The organism is Thalassomonas sp. M1454, assembly GCF_007097525.1.
GTDB lineage: Bacteria > Pseudomonadota > Gammaproteobacteria > Enterobacterales > Alteromonadaceae > Thalassotalea_A.
Window position 1 is genome coordinate 396,865 of record NZ_VKDD01000002.1, and the last position, 18,272, is coordinate 415,136.

Below are 18,272 nucleotides of genomic sequence, written 5' to 3' on the forward strand. Positions count from 1 at the left end.
ATAGTCTAACGGTAGCGTTAGATGTTATGGGGGGCGATTCTGGCCCCCTTATAACAATTCCCTCTGCAATTTTGGCAATCGAAAATTTGCCAAAGCTTCGTCTCATCCTTTGTGGCGATGAAAGCGTTATTTCTGCGCAACTCAAATTACAAAACTTTCACCAACACCCTCGAATTACTATATTACATTGTAGTGAATCTGTGGCTATGGATGAAAAACCTAGTGTAGCCTTAAGAACTAAAAAAGATTCATCAATGAGGCGCTGCCTTGATTTAGTCAAATCTGGTGAAGCGCAAGCATGTGTGAGTGCGGGTAATACCGGTGCTTTATTTGCTACAGCCCATTACGTTTTAAAAATGATCCCCGGCATTGAGCGTCCAGCTCTGGTGTCACAATTACCTATCACTAATAGTAGCTCTCATGCATTTATGCTTGATTTGGGCGCTAATGTATTTTGTGACTCAAGTGTGTTATTTCAATTTGCTATTATGGGCTCGGTTATGGCTGAGCAAGTCGACGGCATCGATAATCCACGAGTGGCACTGCTTAATATGGGCGAAGAAGACATTAAAGGCAGTGACCACATAAAGCAAACCGCTAATTTATTAAAAGACTGTTCAGCGATTAATTATGTTGGCTTTGTTGAAGGTAATGATATTTTCTCTGGTAAAGCCGATGTTATTGTTTGCGATGGTTTTGTTGGTAACGTTGCTTTAAAAACTTGTGAAGGGGTGGCCAAGTTGGTGATGGCCAAAGTAATGAAAATTATAAATGAGAGTAAATTTACCCGAATTTTAGGTGTTTTGCTCAATCCTACCTTAAAAAAAATCGTAAAACGCCTGAACCCCGACCAGTATAATGGCGCAAGTCTGATAGGATTACGCGGTATTGTTGTGAAGAGTCATGGCAATGCCACTAGCTCAGCTTTTTATAACGCGATTCTAGAAGCCGTGAAAGAAGTTGAAAGACAAGTTCCGGATAAAATAAAAGACAAATTGGAACTGGGTTTAGTTAAAAGGTCTTAAGACAAAATATGAATTCAAAAATTATAGGCACGGGCAGTTATTTTCCTGAGCAAGTCAGAACAAATGCTGATCTTGAAAAAATGATGGATACCACTGATGAGTGGATAACTGAGCGTACCGGTATAAAAGAGCGTCGCATATCTGCAGAACATGAAAATGTAGCTTATATGGGTGCTAAAGCTGCTGAAAAAGCAATAGAAATGGCAGGTATTGATAAATCAACTATCGATATGATCGTTATGGGTACAACCAGCTCTCATGTCGATTTACCTAGTGCAGCTTGTCATTTACAAAAATATTTAAATATTCCTACTATTCCTGCTTTTGATATTGCAGCGGCTTGTTCTGGCTTTATTTTCAGTTTGAGTGTCGCTGATCAGTTTATTAAATCAGGTATGGCGAAGCGAATTTTAGTTATAGGCGCTGATACTCTTTCTCATATGTGTGATCCAAGCGATCGCGGTACGTTTATCTTATTTGGTGATGCTGCAGGTGCTGTTGTTTTAGAAGCCAGCTCCGAGCCAGGCATTATATCTACACATATTCACTCAGATGGTGAATATGGCGCATTACTTGGTGCTAATTCTCCAAAGCGTGGTGATTTACTAACTGAAGAAAAAGCCTACATATATATGAAAGGTAATGAAGTATTTAAGTTTGCGGTAACTCGTTTAAGTGAGATTGTGACCGAAACTCTTGAGCACAATAAAATGGACAAATCTGAAATCGATTGGTTAGTTCCTCATCAAGCAAACCTTCGCATTATTGCTGCAGCAGCGAAAAAGCTTTCATTACCTATGGATCAAGTCGTTGTAACCCTTGATAAACATGGTAATACATCAGCTGCTACTATTCCTACTGCACTTGATATTGCCGTTCGCGATGGACGCATTAAACGCGGTCAAACAATTCTTATGGAAGCCTTTGGTAGTGGTTTTACCTGGGGTAGTGCATTAGTTAAATTTTAACTAATTACGCAATCTAGCAAGTTAATAAATTAAAAATATATATTTAGGTAATAAACAATGAATAACAATTTAGCCTTTGTATTTCCTGGCCAAGGCTCACAAGCTGTTGGTATGTTAGCTGATTTAGCTGACAATGCGGTAGTAATCGAAACTTTTACTGAAGCTTCTTCAGCCTTAGGTTACGATCTTTGGGATTTAATCCAAAACGACGCAGATGGAAAATTAAACCAAACTAATTACACTCAACCTGCATTGCTTACAGCAAGTGTTGCAGTATGGCGTGCATGGCAAGAAAAGGGTGGTAACACGCCATCTGTACTTGCTGGTCACTCGCTTGGTGAATATTCGGCATTAGTATGTGCCGGAGTATTAAGTTTAAGTGACGGTGTAAAGCTTGTTGAGAAGCGCGGCGAATATATGCAACAAGCTGTACCTGCAGGTGTAGGTGCAATGTATGCGATTATTGGTTTAGCCGATGATGCTATCATTAATGCATGTAGTGAAGCAGCCCAAGGCGAAGTAGTTTCTGCCGTTAACTTTAACTCTCCAGGACAAGTAGTAATTGCTGGTAATAAAGCAGCAGTAGAACGCGCTGGCGCATTATGTAAAGAAGCGGGTGCTAAACGCGCATTACCTTTACCTGTAAGTGTACCGTCACACTGTGCATTAATGCAGCCTGCTGCCGATAAACTAGCACAAGATTTAAACTCTATTACGTTTAACGCTCCGTCTATCCCGGTAATCAACAATGTTGATGTTGCATTAGCAACGAGTGGCGAAGAAATCAAAGATGCATTAATTCGTCAACTTTATAGTCCTGTTCGTTGGACAGAAACAATTGAAAAAATGGCTGACATGTCTGTTGAAACATTAGTTGAAGCAGGGCCTGGTAAAGTACTTTCAGGTTTGGTCAAGCGCATTAATAAACAACTTAACTGTGTGTCGGTAAATACAGCCGATTCACTTAACTCAGCTTTAGAGCTATAAGAAAGGGAATCAAATGTCTCAATTATTTTCATTAGAAGGCAAAGTTGCTTTAGTTACTGGCGCAAGCCGTGGTATTGGTAAAGCGATTGCCGAGCAGTTAGTGAGTCAAGGTGCTACAGTTATCGGCACAGCTACTTCACAAAATGGCGCTGATAACATCAGTGCATACTTAGGCGAAAACGGTAAAGGTTTTGAATTAAACGTTACTAATAACGACTCTATTTCAGCTTTATTTGATGCGATCAAAACTGATTTTGGTGGCGTAGATATCTTAGTTAACAATGCTGGTATTACCCGTGATAACTTAATGATGCGTATGAAAGATGACGAATGGGATGATATTATTGATACCAACCTTACGTCTTTATTCAAGATCACTAAAGCGGTAATGCGTCCTATGATGAAAAAGCGCGATGGTCGCATCATCAATATAGGTTCAGTTGTTGGTTCTATGGGTAACGCAGGTCAAGTTAACTACGCAACGGCTAAAGCTGGCTTATTAGGTTTTACCAAATCATTAGCTAAAGAAGTTGCATCTCGTGGTATTACGGTTAATGCCATCGCACCAGGTTTCATTGATACCGATATGACCAAAGAGCTAACTGATGAGCAAAAAGAAGGTATTTTCTCACAAGTACCAGCGAATCGTTTAGGCCAACCAGAAGAAATTGCTAGCACAGTAGGCTTTTTAGCTTCAGCTGCTGCTGCCTACATTAACGGTGAGACAATTCACGTTAATGGCGGTATGTACATGGTTTAATTATTGATTGTTGCAAATATTAAATTACAATATAATCAAAGTTAAATCATAGATAATTAATTACTTGTCAGGTTTGACCAGTGCAAAAAATTATATAATTACTTGCATGGCGACAAGATGACGAATAAACTACACACAATTTTATAAATTGCTAAAAATTAGTAAAGGAAAAAAAATGAGTACTATCGAAGAACGCGTAAAAAAAATCATTGTTGAACAACTAGGTGTTAAAGAAGAAGAAGCTAAAAACGAAGCATCTTTTGTTGATGATTTAGGTGCCGATTCTCTAGACACAGTTGAATTAGTAATGGCTCTTGAAGAAGAGTTCGATACTGAAATCCCTGATGAAGAAGCTGAAAAAATCACTACTGTTCAATCAGCTATTGATTACGTTACAGCAAACGGCTAATTATTAGTTGTTCAAAATAGGCGGTCTTTACCGCCTATTTTTGTTTTTAGAGTTTAACAATTTCAATCTACCAGCATTAATACTTTTTACTGATTGGTATCCATACATGTATAAGCTGCAATCTTATACAATAAGCAGATATTAATTCTAGCAATCATATAAGTATCACTACTGGTTTTAAATGCGGAGACATTGATAGTCATGCGTAGAGTAGTAGTTACTGGCTTAGGCATGCTAAGCCCACTTGGAAATGACCCTCAAAGTACATGGAATGCCTTACTTGCAGGTAAAAGTGGTATAAGTCCAATCACTCACCTAGATACCACAAATTTTACTACAACGTTTGCTGGTACCATCAAAGATTTTGATCCTGAAAATTTTGGCATTGCCAAAAAAGAAACTCGTAAAATGGATTTGTTTATCCAATACGGTTTAGCTGCAGGTAATCAAGCCATTGCCGACTCTGGTCTTGAAGTAACAGAAGAAAATGCTGATCGAATTGGTGTGGCCATAGGCTCAGGAATTGGTGGTTTAACCTTGATTGAAGAAGGTCATAAAAAAACATTAGATACCAGTGTACGTAAATTATCACCATTCTTTTGTCCTTCTACCATCTTGAATATGATTTCAGGTCATTTATCAATTATGCATGGCTTAAAAGGACCTAATATTGCAATCGTTACAGCCTGTACTACAGGTGTACACAATATTGGCCAAGCTGCTCGTATGATAGCTTACGGTGACGCCGATGCTATGGTTGCAGGTGGTGCTGAAAAAGCATCTACCGTGTTAGGTATGGGCGGTTTTATGTCAGCTCGTGCTTTATCAACACGAAACGATGCGCCGCAGCAAGCTTCTCGTCCTTGGGATAAAGACCGTGATGGTTTTGTGCTAAGTGATGGTGCTGGTGTTGTTGTATTAGAAGAGTATGAACATGCTAAAGCTCGTGGTGCAAAAATTTATGCTGAATTAAGTGGTTTTGGTATGAGTGGCGATGCTCACCATATTACTTCACCACCAGCAAATGGCTCTGGCGGTGCAAAAGCAATGGCCAACGCCATAAAAGATGCCGGTATTAGAGAAGATAAAGTTGGTTATATCAATGCCCACGGTACATCTACCCCAGCGGGTGATATTGCGGAAACTAACGGTGCAAAATCTATCTTTGGTGATCATGCTTATAAACTAATGATGGGGTCAACTAAATCTATGACCGGACACATGTTAGGTGCAGCTGGCTCTGCAGAAGCTATTTTCACTATTTTAGCATTACAAAACCAAGAAGTGCCTCCGACAATCAACTTAGATAACCCTGGTGAAGGCTGTGACTTAGACTATGTTGCAGATCAAGCTCGTCAAGCACAATTAGAATACGCCCTATGTAATTCTTTTGGTTTTGGCGGAACAAATGGTTCTTTATTGTTCAAAAAGATTTAAACAGCAACAATTGTTTAAATAGCTCTTGCCTATAGTTTTAAAAGCCTTAATACTACAACAGTATTAAGGCTTTTTATTAGCTTTGTTTAAATAATAAAAAGTATTGGCTAGCATAAAACAACGAATAATAATTAATACTCATAATGCTTTATCACTCAGTTAATTTTACAACCACAGAGCAGCTTTCTATCCGTGATAGAGGCTTAGCCTTTGGCGATGGTATTTTTACCACAGCGCAAATCGTTGCGGGTCAAGTGCAGCATTTAGGGCAGCATATTAAGCGGTTACAACAGGGTTGTCTGCGTTTAGGTATCGAAGAGGTTAATTGGGCTAGTGTTGAAGCTGAATTAAATAAAGCGGCGAATTCTGTCGCTTTAAGCCTAAACAAAGCCACACTAAAAGTAATCATTACTGCCGGTAATAGCTCGCGTGGTTATTCTCGAGTGGGCATTAAACAAGCCAATATAATTGTTACCGTATCAGCGTTTCCAGAGCATTATATTGATTGGCAAAATAAAGGTATCAGCTTAGGAGTTAGTTCAGTTAAACTTGGCCATAACCCTGTGCTTGCAGGACTAAAGCACTTAAATCGCTTAGAGCAAGTTTTAGTGCGCAATGAACTCGACACTCTTGATGTCGATGAAGTCGTTGTTACGGATATCGCGGATAATATTATTGAATGTAATACAGCTAATATTTTTTGGCTCAAAGATGATATTTGGTACACACCATCATTATCGATGGCTGGGGTAAGTGGCATCATCCGTGAGCAAGTAATAAATGTGCTTGCCCAAGATGGTCATCAGGTCGCTGTTGTTGATGCGAAAGTGGACGTGTTAAAACAAAGTGACGCCATATTTATTTGTAACTCTTTACTTACTATTGCTCCGGTAAAAGAGTTTGTCGGTAAAGCGTTTTCTATGGAGCCAATAAAAGCAATTCAAAAACGAATGCAAAAGGAATTTGAATAATGGTACGTGCATTACTTGTTTTAATTTTTTTAGCTGGACTTGCCGCCGGTGGTGGTTGGGCACACATAAATAATAAAGTGGAGCAAACGCTACCTATTGCTCAGAGTTTCTATACGATTAAATCCGGTACCTCTTTTAGCCATCTTATTAATGATTTTAAGCGTAACGGTTGGATTGATAGCTCAGTTGAATATAAAATTTACGGTAAGTTAAACCCCGAGCAGACAAAGTTAAAAGCGGGCACATATCAGTTAACTGCAGATATGAATTTTATTGCTTTGTTAGCTTTATTTAATGCTGGGGTTGAGCATCAATTTAAAATTACATTTGTTGAAGGCAGCACCTTTAAAGAATGGTTAGTGCAACTTGCCGAAACGGATAACATCAAAAATACCCTAGCAGATAAATCAGCAAAGCAAATCTTAGCTCTATTAAACAGTGAATATACTCATCCAGAAGGGATATTTTTTCCTGATACCTATAAATTTACAGCAGGGACTAGCGACCTTGATATTTTGCGCCAGGCTCATAAACGCATGGTTAAAGAGTTAGAACAAGTTTGGCAGGAAAGAGATAAAGGCTTGCCGTATAAATCATCTTATGATGTGTTAATTATGGCCTCGCTTATTGAAAAAGAAACCGGGCAGGTGTTTGAACAGCCTATGATAGCGTCTGTTTTTATCAACCGTTTAGCAAAGAAAATGCGCTTGCAAACTGACCCTACTATTATTTACGGCTTAGGCGACAGATACACTGGCGATATAACTTACGCCAATATTCGAGAGAAAACCGCATACAATACCTATCAAATTAACGGCATGCCACCAACGCCAATTGCGATGCCTGGTTTATCAGCACTTAAAGCGAGCGTGCATCCAGATAAGACCTCGTTGTTATACTTTGTCAGTAAAGGTAATGGTGAACACCATTTCTCAAAGACCTTACGCGAGCATAACAATGCGGTAAACAAATACATCAGAGGAAAATAACAGATTATGTCAGCAGGTAAGTTTATTGTTATCGAAGGTATTGAAGGGGCAGGTAAGTCTTCAGCAATTGCAGTAATAGAACAATATCTACAACAGCAAAACATTTCTTTTGATAAAACTCGAGAGCCAGGAGGCACACCTCTAGCTGAAAAGTTACGAACTTTAGTTAAAGAGCCTTGTGATGAGCAAATCACTCCAGAATGTGAATTGTTTTTAATGTACGCTAGTCGCAGCCAGTTATTACATAATAAGATTTTACCAACCTTAGCTAGCGGCAAATGGGTTATTGGCGATCGCCATGATTTATCTTCTCGTGCTTATCAGGGCGGCGGCCGCGAATTTAATAATGACGTTATTGATAGCATTGCTAATATCACTTTAAATGGCTTTAAACCGCATCTCACATTATATCTAGATATTGAACCTGAGCTAGGTTTAGGCAGGGCGCAAGCTCGAGGTGAATTAGATCGTATTGAACAGGAAAAAATTGAATTTTTCCATAAAGTAAGAAATAAGTACCTTGAATTAGCTAACCAAGATGAAACTATTTTTATCATCGATGCAAGCCAGCCAATGGATAAAGTTCATCAAGACATACGTGCAGTATTAGGAGAGCAAATTGGCGCATCTGATCAGTAGTAAGTCATGGTTAGACAACAATAAAGTTGATTTAAACGCTAAGATCAATCAAAGTGTCTTGCCCCATGCTTTGCTTCTTAAAGGCTATGCTTTAGCTGGACAAGATGAATTAGCCGTTTGGTTAGCCAATAAGTTATTATGCACAGACAAAAGCGAATTTGATGCTTGTGGACGCTGTAAATCTTGTTTATTGCTAGCATCAAAATCACATCCAGATATTCAAATAATAGACAATGGTGATAAAACTATTGGCGTTGATTTAGTGCGTCAAGCTAGCCAGTTCTTTCAAAAAACAGCGCAACTTGGCCAGAATAAAGTGGTGATCATAAAGTCTAGCGAATACATGACCGAAGCTGCCGCTAATGCTTTACTTAAAACATTAGAAGAGCCAACCCAAAATAGCTTTTTATTACTAACTTGTAATGATGCCGACTTATTATTACCAACAATTATTAGCCGCTGCTCGCAAATACAAATTCAACCACCTGTAGGGCAGGAGCTCGCTGATTTAGTTGATGATAAATCAATCTTGCATGACTTTAGTAATATTAATCAGTTTGCTGAACTAACTGATGACTTTACTAAACAAGCTTATCTTGAATTTAATCAACAGTTAATTTTATGGCTGCAAAACTTTGCTGATTACTCGCAATTAATGACGCTATTCAATAACAACAATCAAAGCTTGCGTTGGTTGGTGGACTGTTTTCATCAGCTTATTAGAATGCAATCAGGTTGGGCAGATGCACTGTCGAGCCATCCGGCAAAATTATTGCAAGATAAATACACAACAGAGCAACTTTGGCAGTGTTTGCATTTAGCTATGCAAGCCAACAAGCAAATAAAATTGCTTACCCAAGCAAATAAAAACTTTACAATTGAAGCATTATTGGTTGATATTGAACAACAGTTACAAAAATAACAAAATCACCTCCATCTATATTTAGAGTGAAGTAAATAATAATAAAGGAATTACCGTGTTTAATAAGGTATTAGAGTTTAAAAATGATCGTGAGTTGTATATGGCCTATATGCCGTTTTTAAAACAAGGAGGCTTGTTTGTTAAAACTCAAGAGCAACATGAATTAGGCGATAAATTTAACTTAGAAGTATTTCTTCCTGGCAGTTTAGAAGCTGCAATTATTGAAGGCTCTGTGTGCTGGATCACTCCCCATGGTGCTCAAAATGGTACTGAAGCCGGTGTTGGTATTTCATTTAACAAAGATGAAACTAATTTACGTAGTCAAATTGAATCAGCACTAGGGCGTTTACTTAACTCTAAAGAGCCAACATACACTATGTAGTCATGCAAAAATTTAATAAACATTGAACAGGGTCGCTTTTGCGGCCCTTTTATTGAATCAATATTAATAGCACTGTTATAATCCTTGCCAATTCATTTTTTAACCCTATCGGGAGCTTTCCTTGTATATTGATTCACATTGCCATTTAGACCGTCTAGATTTAACCGAGTTTGATAACAACTTAGATAATGTTGTTGATGCGGCAACCGCAGCTGGCGTGCAACAAATGTTGTGTGTGTCAGTAACGCTTAAAGACTTTGCCTCTATGGCCGATAAAACGCTCAAGTATTCAAATGTGCAACTGTCTTGTGGTGTACACCCTCTCAATCAAGAAGATGAAGTGGATCAAAACCAATTATTGCAGTTAGCTGATAACCCAAGAGTCGTTGCCGTTGGTGAAACAGGCTTAGACTATTTTTATGCCCCTGAAACGCAAGAGGTGCAACGCGATGCTTTTCGTAAGCATATTCGCGTAGCAAAGCAATTAAATAAACCGATCATTATCCATACTCGCGATGCGCAAGAAGATACCTTAAACATAATGCGAGAGGAGGGTGCAGAGCAAGTCGGTGGCGTACTTCACTGCTTTACTGAATCTTGGGAAATGGCCGAGCAAGCAATTGCTATGGGCTTCTATATATCATTTTCAGGGATTGTTACGTTTAAAAATGCAGCCGCACTTCGTCATGTCGCTTTCCAAGTGCCAGAAGACAAGTTTCTTATTGAGACAGACTCACCTTATTTAGCCCCAGTGCCGCATAGAGGTAAACAAAACCAACCTGCGTTTGTTAGTGAAGTTGCTAAAGTATTAGCCGAAGTTCGTGGCCAAAGCGTTGAAGAAATCGCTCGTTTAAGTACCGAAAATTACCAAAGATTATTTAACTGATATCAAGGTGTCAGAGTTGTTGAAAATCAAGAGGGTCAGATCAACTTGAAACTTTCAAGTTGATCTGACCCTCTTGATTTTCATGCAAAAACGCAGTCATCCCGCAGCGCTTTTGTCCGGATCTCCTGCAGTGTACTGTGAGTTTAAAAATATAGAATATTAACCTAACCTACGTAAAAACGCCGTCATCCCGTAATGCTTTTAGACGGGACCTCCTGCAGCGTACTGTGAGTTTTCGGCATACCCCACATCAAGTTTTACAAATTTATCGCCATCCATGGCCAAATTTGCATACCTACATCCTGTAGGCAAAAAAAAGGCCCAAAACTATGTGCTTTGGGCTCAGGGGAATGGCTCAAATGGTATGAGCCTGCGCTAATAAATTTAAGGAGAAACTCAACAAAGTTTTTGCCTTGAATTAATAATTGTAGTGTATATCTGTACAAAATCTAGTCAATTGCAAAATTATTTTATTTGTGTTTTAAATCATTGATTTAGGTTGTTGATGTGTTTTTATGTGCATAGCTTCTATACAGTCGTTGCACATTTTATAAACAGGTTTGTGCACAGGTGTGAAACTCAGTATTTAATATTAACCCTTTGAAAACTTTGTGCTACTGTAGACTGATTAAAATAATAAATATAATTACCTGTTAACTATGCTTAATATCATCTGGCTTTCTTTCTTTGTTATTGCGTTTATTGCCGCCATGTTTCAATGGTTGTATTTAGGTAATTCCGCCATTTTTGAAGAAATTTTAAATAGCATCATTGCTATGTCAAAAGTAACGGTTGAAATAGCGATAGGCCTAATTGGTATTTTAAGCTTCTGGCTTGGCATGATGAAAATAGCGGAAAGAGGTGGTGTTGTTGCTTGGATCGCTAAAGCTATATCGCCATTATTTTCTCGTTTAATGCCACAAATTCCAGCCAACCATCCCGCTTTTGGTTCGATAACGATGAATTTGTCGGCGAACTTTTTAGGCTTAGATAATGCTGCAACACCGCTTGGCTTAAAAGCGATGAAAGATTTACAAGAAATAAACCCCAAAAAAGATACTGCCAGTAATGCGCAGATTTTATTTCTAGTTCTTAATACCTCTTCAGTAACTTTATTTCCTATTAGTGTTTTTGTTTATCGTGCTCAGCAAGGTGCTGCAGTACCAACAGATGTATTTATTCCTATTTTATTAGCTACCTTTGCCTCAACGTTAGCGGGCCTTATTAGTGTTGCATTTTTTCAAAAGATCAAAATATATAAAGGCATAATCTTATTATATCTAAGTGCAGCTATGGCTTTAGTTGCTGCACTTGTTGTGTACTTAACACAGTTAACGGCTGAACAACTATCGAGCCAATCTTCATTGATGGGTAACTTTTTAATTATATCGACGTTGATCTCGTTTTTACTTATTGCTCACTTTAAAAAACTAATGGTGTATGACTGTTTTATTGAAGGGGCAAAAGAGGGCTTTGAGGTAAGTGTCAAGCTTATTCCTTACCTTCTTGCCATGCTTTGTGCCATAGGCGTATTTAGAGCGAGTGGAGCACTAGATTTAATTGTCGACAGTATCCGTTCATTAGTTATAGTAATTGGTGGTGATACACGTTTTGTTGATGCTCTGCCTACTGCTTTTATGAAACCATTAAGCGGCTCAGGTTCGAGAGCTATGATGGTTGAAACCATGAACACCTTTGGCGCAGACTCATTTGCAGGGCGCTTGTCTTCAATAATTCAGGGCTCAACAGAAACAACTTTCTATGTGCTTGCTGTTTATTTCGGCAGCGTCGGTATCCGTTATTCTCGTCATGCCATAACTTGTGGTCTAATTGCTGATATCAGTGGTATTACCGCTGGTATTGCCGTTTGCTACTGGTTCTTTGCTTAACACATCTATTGCAACTCCATTGATTTTTTGCTTATCGATCAGCTAATTAATGGGGTGGTATAGCTTCATTTCTAACAATTTACTTACCATATTCACTGCTTTTTAAAATTCAAACGCTTGTATGTCGGACAATTTGAGTAATAAAGTGTAATTAAATTGCAACAAACGCTCATACTTTGGTCTAATTGTCGACAATCTTTGCTTTTAGTTGTTGACTTGAGTTCAAATCAGGGTATTATTTTTACCATGTTTAAGATTGTCGACAATTTATTGGCAGCATCTTAGCCATAAATAAAGTTTTTGATGCAATTAATTACAATGATAAATCGGAATTTATGAACTCACTTAATCCAGCAAGACAAGCACCAGTAACAACTGCTGATAAGATATTTGAAACCATGCAACATGAAATTGTTGAAGGCGAGATATTAGCCGGCAGCAAGATAAGTGAGCCAGAGCTTGCCAAAAAGTATCAAGTGAGTCGTTCAACTCTTCGAGAAGCATTAAATCGTTTAGAGAAATGCCACCTTATTGAACGCAAAGCTAATGTTGGCTCTCGTGTTGTCGAGTGTACAGTAACCGGTTTACTTGAAATTTATATTGTACGCGAAGCTTTAGAAGGCATGGCTTGTCGTTTAGCGGCAACGGCAATGGCTGATGATGAAATTGCCGAATTACAATCAATTCTTGCTGACCACGGTCAAGACAAAAAACTCCAAGACGGTGTTGCATATTACCAAGAAGAAGGTGACTTAGATTTTCATTATCGAGTTATCCAAGGTAGTAACAACCAACAACTTATAAATATTCTTTGTGGTGAACTTTATCACTTGGTGCGCATGTATCGATGCCAATTTGGCATGAACAGTCCACGCGCAACTCGTGCTTATGATGAACACAAAGCGATCTTACATGCGATTGCTGACCGCGATGGTGAATTAGCAGAAATGCTGATGCGCCGACATATAGCAGCATCTCGTAAAAATATAGAAAGAAAATTAGAACAGGAAAAACTATAAATGACTACTCAACTATCACCAGGTGCTAAATTTCGTTTAGCTCTTCAAAATAACAAGCCGCTACAGGTTGTTGGTACTATCAATGCTTATGCTGCAATGATGGCCGAGCAAATTGGTCATCAAGCTATCTACCTTTCAGGTGGTGGTGTGGCTAATGCTTCTTACGGTTTACCTGATTTAGGTATGACATCACTTAATGATGTTATCGCCGATGTACAACGTATTACAGCAGCAAGCAGTTTACCTTTATTAGTTGATATTGATACCGGTTGGGGTGGTGCATTTAACATTGCTAAAACGATTCGTGATATGGAAAAAGCTGGCGCAGCTGCTGTTCATATTGAAGACCAAGTAGCGCAAAAGCGTTGTGGTCACCGTCCGAATAAAGAAATCGTTTCAACAGAAGAAATGGTCGATCGTATTAAAGCCGCAGTAGATGCTCGTACTGATAAAGACTTCTTTATTATGGCTCGTACCGATGCATTTGCTCAAGAAGGTTTAGAAGCAGCGCTAGAACGTGCAAAAGCATATGTTGCCGCAGGTGCTGATGGTATTTTTGCTGAAGCGGTTAAAACAGAAGAACACTACCGTGCATTTACCGAAGCTCTTGACGTACCTGTTTTAGCAAACATCACTGAGTTTGGCCAAACTGAACTTTGGAATAAGAAAGAATTAGGTGAGTGGGGCTGCGCTATGGTGCTTTACCCATTATCAGCATTTCGCGCAATGAACAAAGCCGCTGAATCTGTATACCGCACATTACTTAACGATGGCGACCAAAAGGCTGAAATCGACAATATGCAAACTCGCATGGATCTTTACGATTACCTTGGTTACCACGAGTACGAGCAAAAGCTAGATGCGCTTTTCTCTGAAGGTAAAAATAAATAAAACTTTTTTAAATTACTAAATAAAAATTATATAGATTATTAGGAAGAAATTATGACTGAGAAAAAAATTGGCGGTGCAGGCTTACGTGGTCAAAGTGCAGGTGAAACAAAATTATGTACGGTTGGGCAATCAGGCTCTGGTTTAACGTATTGTGGTTACGATGTTGCAGACTTAGCAGCTAACTCAACGTTTGAAGAAGTTGCATACCTTTTATTTAATGGTGAATTACCAAACCAAGCTGAGCTTGATGCGTACAAAGCTGAAATTAAAGCGATGCGTGATTTACCACAAGCACTTAAAGAAGTGCTAGAGCGTATCCCTGCAGATGCTCACCCAATGGATGTTATGCGCACCGGTGCATCTTTCTTAGGTAACTTAGAGCCAGAGAATGATTTCTCTGAGCAACGTGTTGCGGCTAACCGTTTACTTGCAGCATTCCCTGCAATTATGACTTACTGGTACCGTTACAGCCATGAAGGCGTAAAAATTGATTGTGTAACCGACGAAGACTCACTAGGTGGTCATTTCCTTCGCTTATTAACGGGTAAGGAAGCATCAGAGCAACACAAACGTGTTATGGATGTATCACTTATTCTTTACGCAGAGCATGAGTTCAATGCATCTACCTTTACTGCTCGTGTTTGTGCATCAACTTTATCTGATATGTATTCTTGTATTACTGGTGCAATTGGTACTTTACGTGGTCCATTACATGGTGGTGCCAATGAAGCTGCTATGGATATGATTGAAAAATTCACTTCGCCAGAAGATGCAAAAGAAAAAATGGCTGGTATGTTAGAGCGTAAAGAAAAAATCATGGGCTTTGGTCATGCGGTATACCGTACCTCAGATCCTCGTAACGTGGTAATTAAAGCTTGGTCTGAAAAATTAGCACAAGAAAATGGTGACACGTCACTTTACGACATCTCTGTAGCTTGTGAAGAGTTTATGTGGGATACCAAGAAGTTATTCTGTAATGCTGATTTCTTCCATGCGTCTACTTATAACTACATGGGCATTCCTACTAAATTGTTTACGCCTATTTTTGTTTGTTCGCGTTTAACTGGTTGGGCTGCGCACGTTATGGAGCAACGCTCTAATAACCGTATTATTCGCCCAAGTGCCGACTACACAGGCGTAGAACCACGTACCGTCGGCCCAATATCAGAAAGATAGGTTAGTTGATATGGCTTGTTCTTTGGCTCTATTTCTGCGCTTAAAAATGATTACATATGCTTATATGCGCACATTTTTAATCTTGAAATAGAACCAAATTACGGCGCCTATTAGTACTGAATTAAATACACTATAAATGAATTGGTTAAAGACTAATTAGCTGATTCTTTTGAACATTATTCTTTGGATAACGTTATGAACTATGAATACCGCAAACCTTTGCCGGGACAAAATATAGATTTTTTTGATACGCGTGCTGCTATTGAAGATATCGAGCCTGGATCGTATGCAAAGCTGCCTTACACATCACGTGTACTTGCTGAGCAACTTGTACGAAAATGTGCACCAAGCGACTTAACTGATTCGTTAAAACAAATCATTCATTCGAAACAAGATTTGGATTTTCCTTGGTATCCTGCTCGTGTTGTTTGTCATGATATTTTAGGACAAACGGCATTAGTTGACCTTGCCGGTCTTCGCGATGCTATTGCTGATCAAGGTGGCGACCCTGCTAAAGTTAACCCGGTTGTACCAACGCAACTTATCGTTGATCACTCTCTTGCAGTAGAAGCGCCAGGTTTTGACTCACAAGCGTTCGAGAAAAACCGTGAGATTGAAGACCGTCGTAACGAGCACCGTTTTCACTTTATCGAATGGACCAAAACAGCATTTAAAAACGTTGATGTAATTCCTGCTGGTAACGGCATCATGCACCAAATTAACTTAGAGAAAATGTCTCCAGTTATTCAGGCGCGTGACGGTGTTGCGTACCCTGATACTTGTGTTGGTACCGACTCACACACGCCACACGTTGATGCTTTAGGTGTTATCGCTATCGGTGTTGGAGGCTTAGAAGCTGAAACGGTAATGTTAGGCCGTCCTTCTATGATGCGCTTGCCAGATATTATTGGTGTAAAACTTGTGGGCAAACGTAAGCCAGGTATAACAGCAACCGATATGGTTCTTGCTATTACTGAATTTTTACGTAATGAAAAAGTTGTATCAAGCTACTTAGAGTTCTTCGGTGAAGGCACCAAAGACTTAACTATTGGCGATCGCGCAACTATCTCAAATATGACACCAGAGTACGGTGCATCTGCAGGTATGTTCTATATTGATCAACAAACCATCGATTATTTAAAACTTACTGGTCGTGAACCAGAGCAAGTTGAGCTGGTTGAAACTTACGCAAAACACACTGGACTTTGGGCTGACGATTTAGAACAAGCTCAATACCCGCGTGTACTTGAGTTTGATTTATCAACGGTAACACGCAATTTAGCAGGTCCATCAAACCCTCATCGCCGCTTACCAACATCTGATTTAGCATCGAAACAAATTGCCAAAGATTTAGACGCATGTAAGGCGCAAGAAGCTAATGGTGAAATGCCTGATGGCGCGGTAATTATCGCAGCTATTACTTCATGTACAAATACCTCTAACCCTCGTAACGTTGTCGCTGCTGGCTTAATTGCTAAACGCGCGAATGAACTTGGCTTAGTACGTAAACCTTGGGTTAAGTCTTCATTTGCCCCAGGTTCAAAGGTGGCAAAACTTTATCTTGAAGAGTCTGGTTTATTACCTGAAATGGAAAAGCTAGGTTTTGGTATTGTTGGCTACGCATGTACAACATGTAACGGCATGTCGGGCGCATTAGACCCGAAAATTCAACAAGAAATTATTGACCGTGATTTATACTCTACCGCGGTTTTATCGGGTAACCGTAACTTTGATGGTCGTATTCATCCGCATGCTAAACAAGCATTCTTAGCGTCGCCACCATTAGTGGTAGCTTATGCACTTGCTGGTACTATCCGCTTTGATATTGAAAAAGATGTATTAGGACAAGACCAAAGCGGTAATGATATTACCTTAAAAGATATCTGGCCAAGTGATGCAGAGATCGATGCCATTGTTGAATCTAGCGTTAAGCCAGAGCAATTTAAGAAAATATACACACCAATGTTCGATTTAGGTGCGTTTGAGCCAGCAGAAAGCCCGCTTTATGCTTGGGATGAAACCAGTACTTATATTCGTCGACCTCCTTATTGGGAAGGTGCATTAGCAGGCGAGCGCACCATGAAAGGTATGCGCCCATTAGCGGTACTTGGTGATAACATCACCACTGATCATTTATCACCTTCAAATGCGATTCAATTAAACAGTGCTGCAGGTGCTTACCTTGATAAAATGGGGTTACCTGAAGCTGACTTTAACTCATACGCAACGCACCGCGGCGACCACTTAACGGCGCAACGTGCAACGTTTGCTAACCCTAAGTTATTTAACGAAATGTGTAGAGACGAAAACGGTGAAGTTAAACAAGGCTCACTTGCTCGTATTGAACCAGAAGGTGTTGAGTCGCGTATGTGGGAAGCGATTGAAACTTATATGGATCGCAAACAACCACTGATCATCATCGCAGGTGCTGATTACGGTCAAGGTTCATCACGTGACTGGGCCGCTAAAGGTGTTCGTTTAGCCGGTGTTGAAGTGATTGTATCTGAAGGTTTTGAGCGTATTCACCGTACAAACTTAGTTGGTATGGGTGTATTACCATTAGAGTTTGTTAATGGCGAAACTCGCCATACTTACAACATTGATGGCAGTGAAACTTACGATGTGGTTGGCACAACTGCTCCTGGCGCGGCAATGACGGTAGTGATGACTCGCAAAAATGGCGAAGTAGTGGAAATTCCAGTGAAGTGTCGCTTAGATACCGCTGAAGAAGTTTCTGTTTACGGCGCTGGTGGGGTACTACAAAAGTTTGCCCAAGACTTCTTGGAGTCTAATGCCTAAACGTTTATTTTTAATGATAGCTGCGTTGAACGTGCTCATGTGTAAGTACACATTGCGCACGACCGCCTTGCTCTCAATTAAAACTAATTCGTTTACTCATCAAACTCGAGTTTAATTATTAGC

Annotated in this window: 17 protein-coding genes; all 17 read left to right on the forward strand. The window is 39.5% G+C overall.

Translation table 11 applies throughout. From position 1 onward, the window contains the following. The first annotated feature begins 26 nt into the window (after positions 1–26). The 17 genes from plsX (at position 27) to acnD (ending at position 18,149) form a co-directional block, all read left to right on the forward strand. A complete protein-coding gene (gene plsX / locus FNN08_RS03700; RefSeq protein WP_409574599.1) occupies positions 27–1,025 on the forward strand; it encodes a phosphate acyltransferase PlsX in 999 nt (332 codons plus the stop codon). Between the two features lie 8 nt (positions 1,026–1,033). Beyond that, complete coding sequence (locus FNN08_RS03705; protein WP_143583403.1) at positions 1,034–1,993, forward strand: beta-ketoacyl-ACP synthase III; 960 nt, start codon at positions 1,034–1,036, stop codon at positions 1,991–1,993. A gap of 57 nt (positions 1,994–2,050) precedes the next feature. Then, entirely contained in the window at positions 2,051–2,980 is a 930-nt protein-coding gene (gene fabD / locus FNN08_RS03710) for an ACP S-malonyltransferase (protein ID WP_143583404.1), read from the forward strand. 13 nt (positions 2,981–2,993) lie between these two features. Next, positions 2,994–3,740: a 3-oxoacyl-ACP reductase FabG gene (fabG, locus tag FNN08_RS03715; RefSeq protein WP_143583405.1), complete on the forward strand. Its 747-nt coding sequence runs from the start codon at positions 2,994–2,996 to the stop codon at positions 3,738–3,740. Between the two features lie 175 nt (positions 3,741–3,915). Further along, positions 3,916–4,149, forward strand: a complete 234-nt coding sequence (gene acpP / locus FNN08_RS03720; protein WP_143583406.1) for an acyl carrier protein — start codon at positions 3,916–3,918, stop codon at positions 4,147–4,149. A 195-nt stretch (positions 4,150–4,344) separates the two neighbouring features. After that, a complete protein-coding gene (fabF, locus tag FNN08_RS03725; protein ID WP_143584549.1) occupies positions 4,345–5,586 on the forward strand; it encodes a beta-ketoacyl-ACP synthase II in 1,242 nt (413 codons plus the stop codon). Between the two features lie 143 nt (positions 5,587–5,729). Then, on the forward strand, positions 5,730–6,557 hold the full coding sequence (pabC, locus tag FNN08_RS03730; RefSeq protein ID WP_143583407.1) for an aminodeoxychorismate lyase: 828 nt from the start codon (positions 5,730–5,732) through the stop codon (positions 6,555–6,557). Next, positions 6,557–7,546, forward strand: a complete 990-nt coding sequence (mltG, locus tag FNN08_RS03735) for an endolytic transglycosylase MltG (protein WP_143583408.1) — start codon at positions 6,557–6,559, stop codon at positions 7,544–7,546. The genes pabC and mltG overlap by 1 nt, the downstream gene beginning before the upstream one ends. Positions 7,547–7,552: 6 nt before the next feature. Beyond that, on the forward strand, positions 7,553–8,185 hold the full coding sequence (gene tmk / locus FNN08_RS03740) for a dTMP kinase (RefSeq protein WP_143583409.1): 633 nt from the start codon (positions 7,553–7,555) through the stop codon (positions 8,183–8,185). Then, positions 8,166–9,107, forward strand: a complete 942-nt coding sequence (locus FNN08_RS03745) for a DNA polymerase III subunit delta' (protein ID WP_143583410.1) — start codon at positions 8,166–8,168, stop codon at positions 9,105–9,107. Before tmk ends, FNN08_RS03745 begins: the two co-directional genes overlap by 20 nt. A gap of 55 nt (positions 9,108–9,162) precedes the next feature. Beyond that, positions 9,163–9,489 (forward strand): PilZ domain-containing protein, encoded by a 327-nt coding sequence (locus tag FNN08_RS03750; RefSeq protein WP_260679264.1) that lies wholly within the window; start codon positions 9,163–9,165, stop codon positions 9,487–9,489. Positions 9,490–9,610: 121 nt separating this feature from the next. Further along, a complete protein-coding gene (locus FNN08_RS03755; RefSeq protein ID WP_143583411.1) occupies positions 9,611–10,375 on the forward strand; it encodes a TatD family hydrolase in 765 nt (254 codons plus the stop codon). A 659-nt stretch (positions 10,376–11,034) separates the two neighbouring features. After that, positions 11,035–12,264 (forward strand): nucleoside recognition domain-containing protein, encoded by a 1,230-nt coding sequence (locus FNN08_RS03760; RefSeq protein WP_143583412.1) that lies wholly within the window; start codon positions 11,035–11,037, stop codon positions 12,262–12,264. Between the two features lie 335 nt (positions 12,265–12,599). Continuing rightward, positions 12,600–13,283, forward strand: coding sequence for a GntR family transcriptional regulator (locus FNN08_RS03765; protein ID WP_143583413.1), 684 nt, complete (start codon positions 12,600–12,602; stop codon positions 13,281–13,283). Further along, entirely contained in the window at positions 13,284–14,174 is an 891-nt protein-coding gene (gene prpB, locus FNN08_RS03770; protein WP_143583414.1) for a methylisocitrate lyase, read from the forward strand. Between the two features lie 51 nt (positions 14,175–14,225). Further along, positions 14,226–15,350 (forward strand): 2-methylcitrate synthase, encoded by a 1,125-nt coding sequence (gene prpC / locus FNN08_RS03775; protein ID WP_143583415.1) that lies wholly within the window; start codon positions 14,226–14,228, stop codon positions 15,348–15,350. Positions 15,351–15,545: 195 nt separating this feature from the next. Continuing rightward, positions 15,546–18,149 carry a Fe/S-dependent 2-methylisocitrate dehydratase AcnD gene (gene acnD, locus FNN08_RS03780; protein ID WP_143583416.1) on the forward strand — a complete coding sequence of 868 codons (2,604 nt, stop codon included), beginning with the start codon at positions 15,546–15,548 and terminating at the stop codon, positions 18,147–18,149. Positions 18,150–18,272: the final 123 nt, after the last annotated feature.

Bases quoted from the DNA above. Each gene is read 5' to 3' on its own strand.
- plsX (WP_409574599.1), top strand. From the start codon at position 27: ATGGGGGGCGATTCTGGCCCCCTTATAACAATTCCCTCTGCAATTTTG.
- FNN08_RS03705 (WP_143583403.1), top strand. From the start codon at position 1,034: ATGAATTCAAAAATTATAGGCACGGGCAGTTATTTTCCTGAGCAAGTC.
- fabD (WP_143583404.1), top strand. From the start codon at position 2,051: ATGAATAACAATTTAGCCTTTGTATTTCCTGGCCAAGGCTCACAAGCT.
- fabG (WP_143583405.1), top strand. From the start codon at position 2,994: ATGTCTCAATTATTTTCATTAGAAGGCAAAGTTGCTTTAGTTACTGGC.
- acpP (WP_143583406.1), top strand. From the start codon at position 3,916: ATGAGTACTATCGAAGAACGCGTAAAAAAAATCATTGTTGAACAACTA.
- pabC (WP_143583407.1), top strand. From the start codon at position 5,730: ATGCTTTATCACTCAGTTAATTTTACAACCACAGAGCAGCTTTCTATC.
- mltG (WP_143583408.1), top strand. From the start codon at position 6,557: ATGGTACGTGCATTACTTGTTTTAATTTTTTTAGCTGGACTTGCCGCC.
- tmk (WP_143583409.1), top strand. From the start codon at position 7,553: ATGTCAGCAGGTAAGTTTATTGTTATCGAAGGTATTGAAGGGGCAGGT.
- FNN08_RS03760 (WP_143583412.1), top strand. From the start codon at position 11,035: ATGCTTAATATCATCTGGCTTTCTTTCTTTGTTATTGCGTTTATTGCC.
- FNN08_RS03765 (WP_143583413.1), top strand. From the start codon at position 12,600: ATGAACTCACTTAATCCAGCAAGACAAGCACCAGTAACAACTGCTGAT.
- prpB (WP_143583414.1), top strand. From the start codon at position 13,284: ATGACTACTCAACTATCACCAGGTGCTAAATTTCGTTTAGCTCTTCAA.
- prpC (WP_143583415.1), top strand. From the start codon at position 14,226: ATGACTGAGAAAAAAATTGGCGGTGCAGGCTTACGTGGTCAAAGTGCA.
- acnD (WP_143583416.1), top strand. From the start codon at position 15,546: ATGAACTATGAATACCGCAAACCTTTGCCGGGACAAAATATAGATTTT.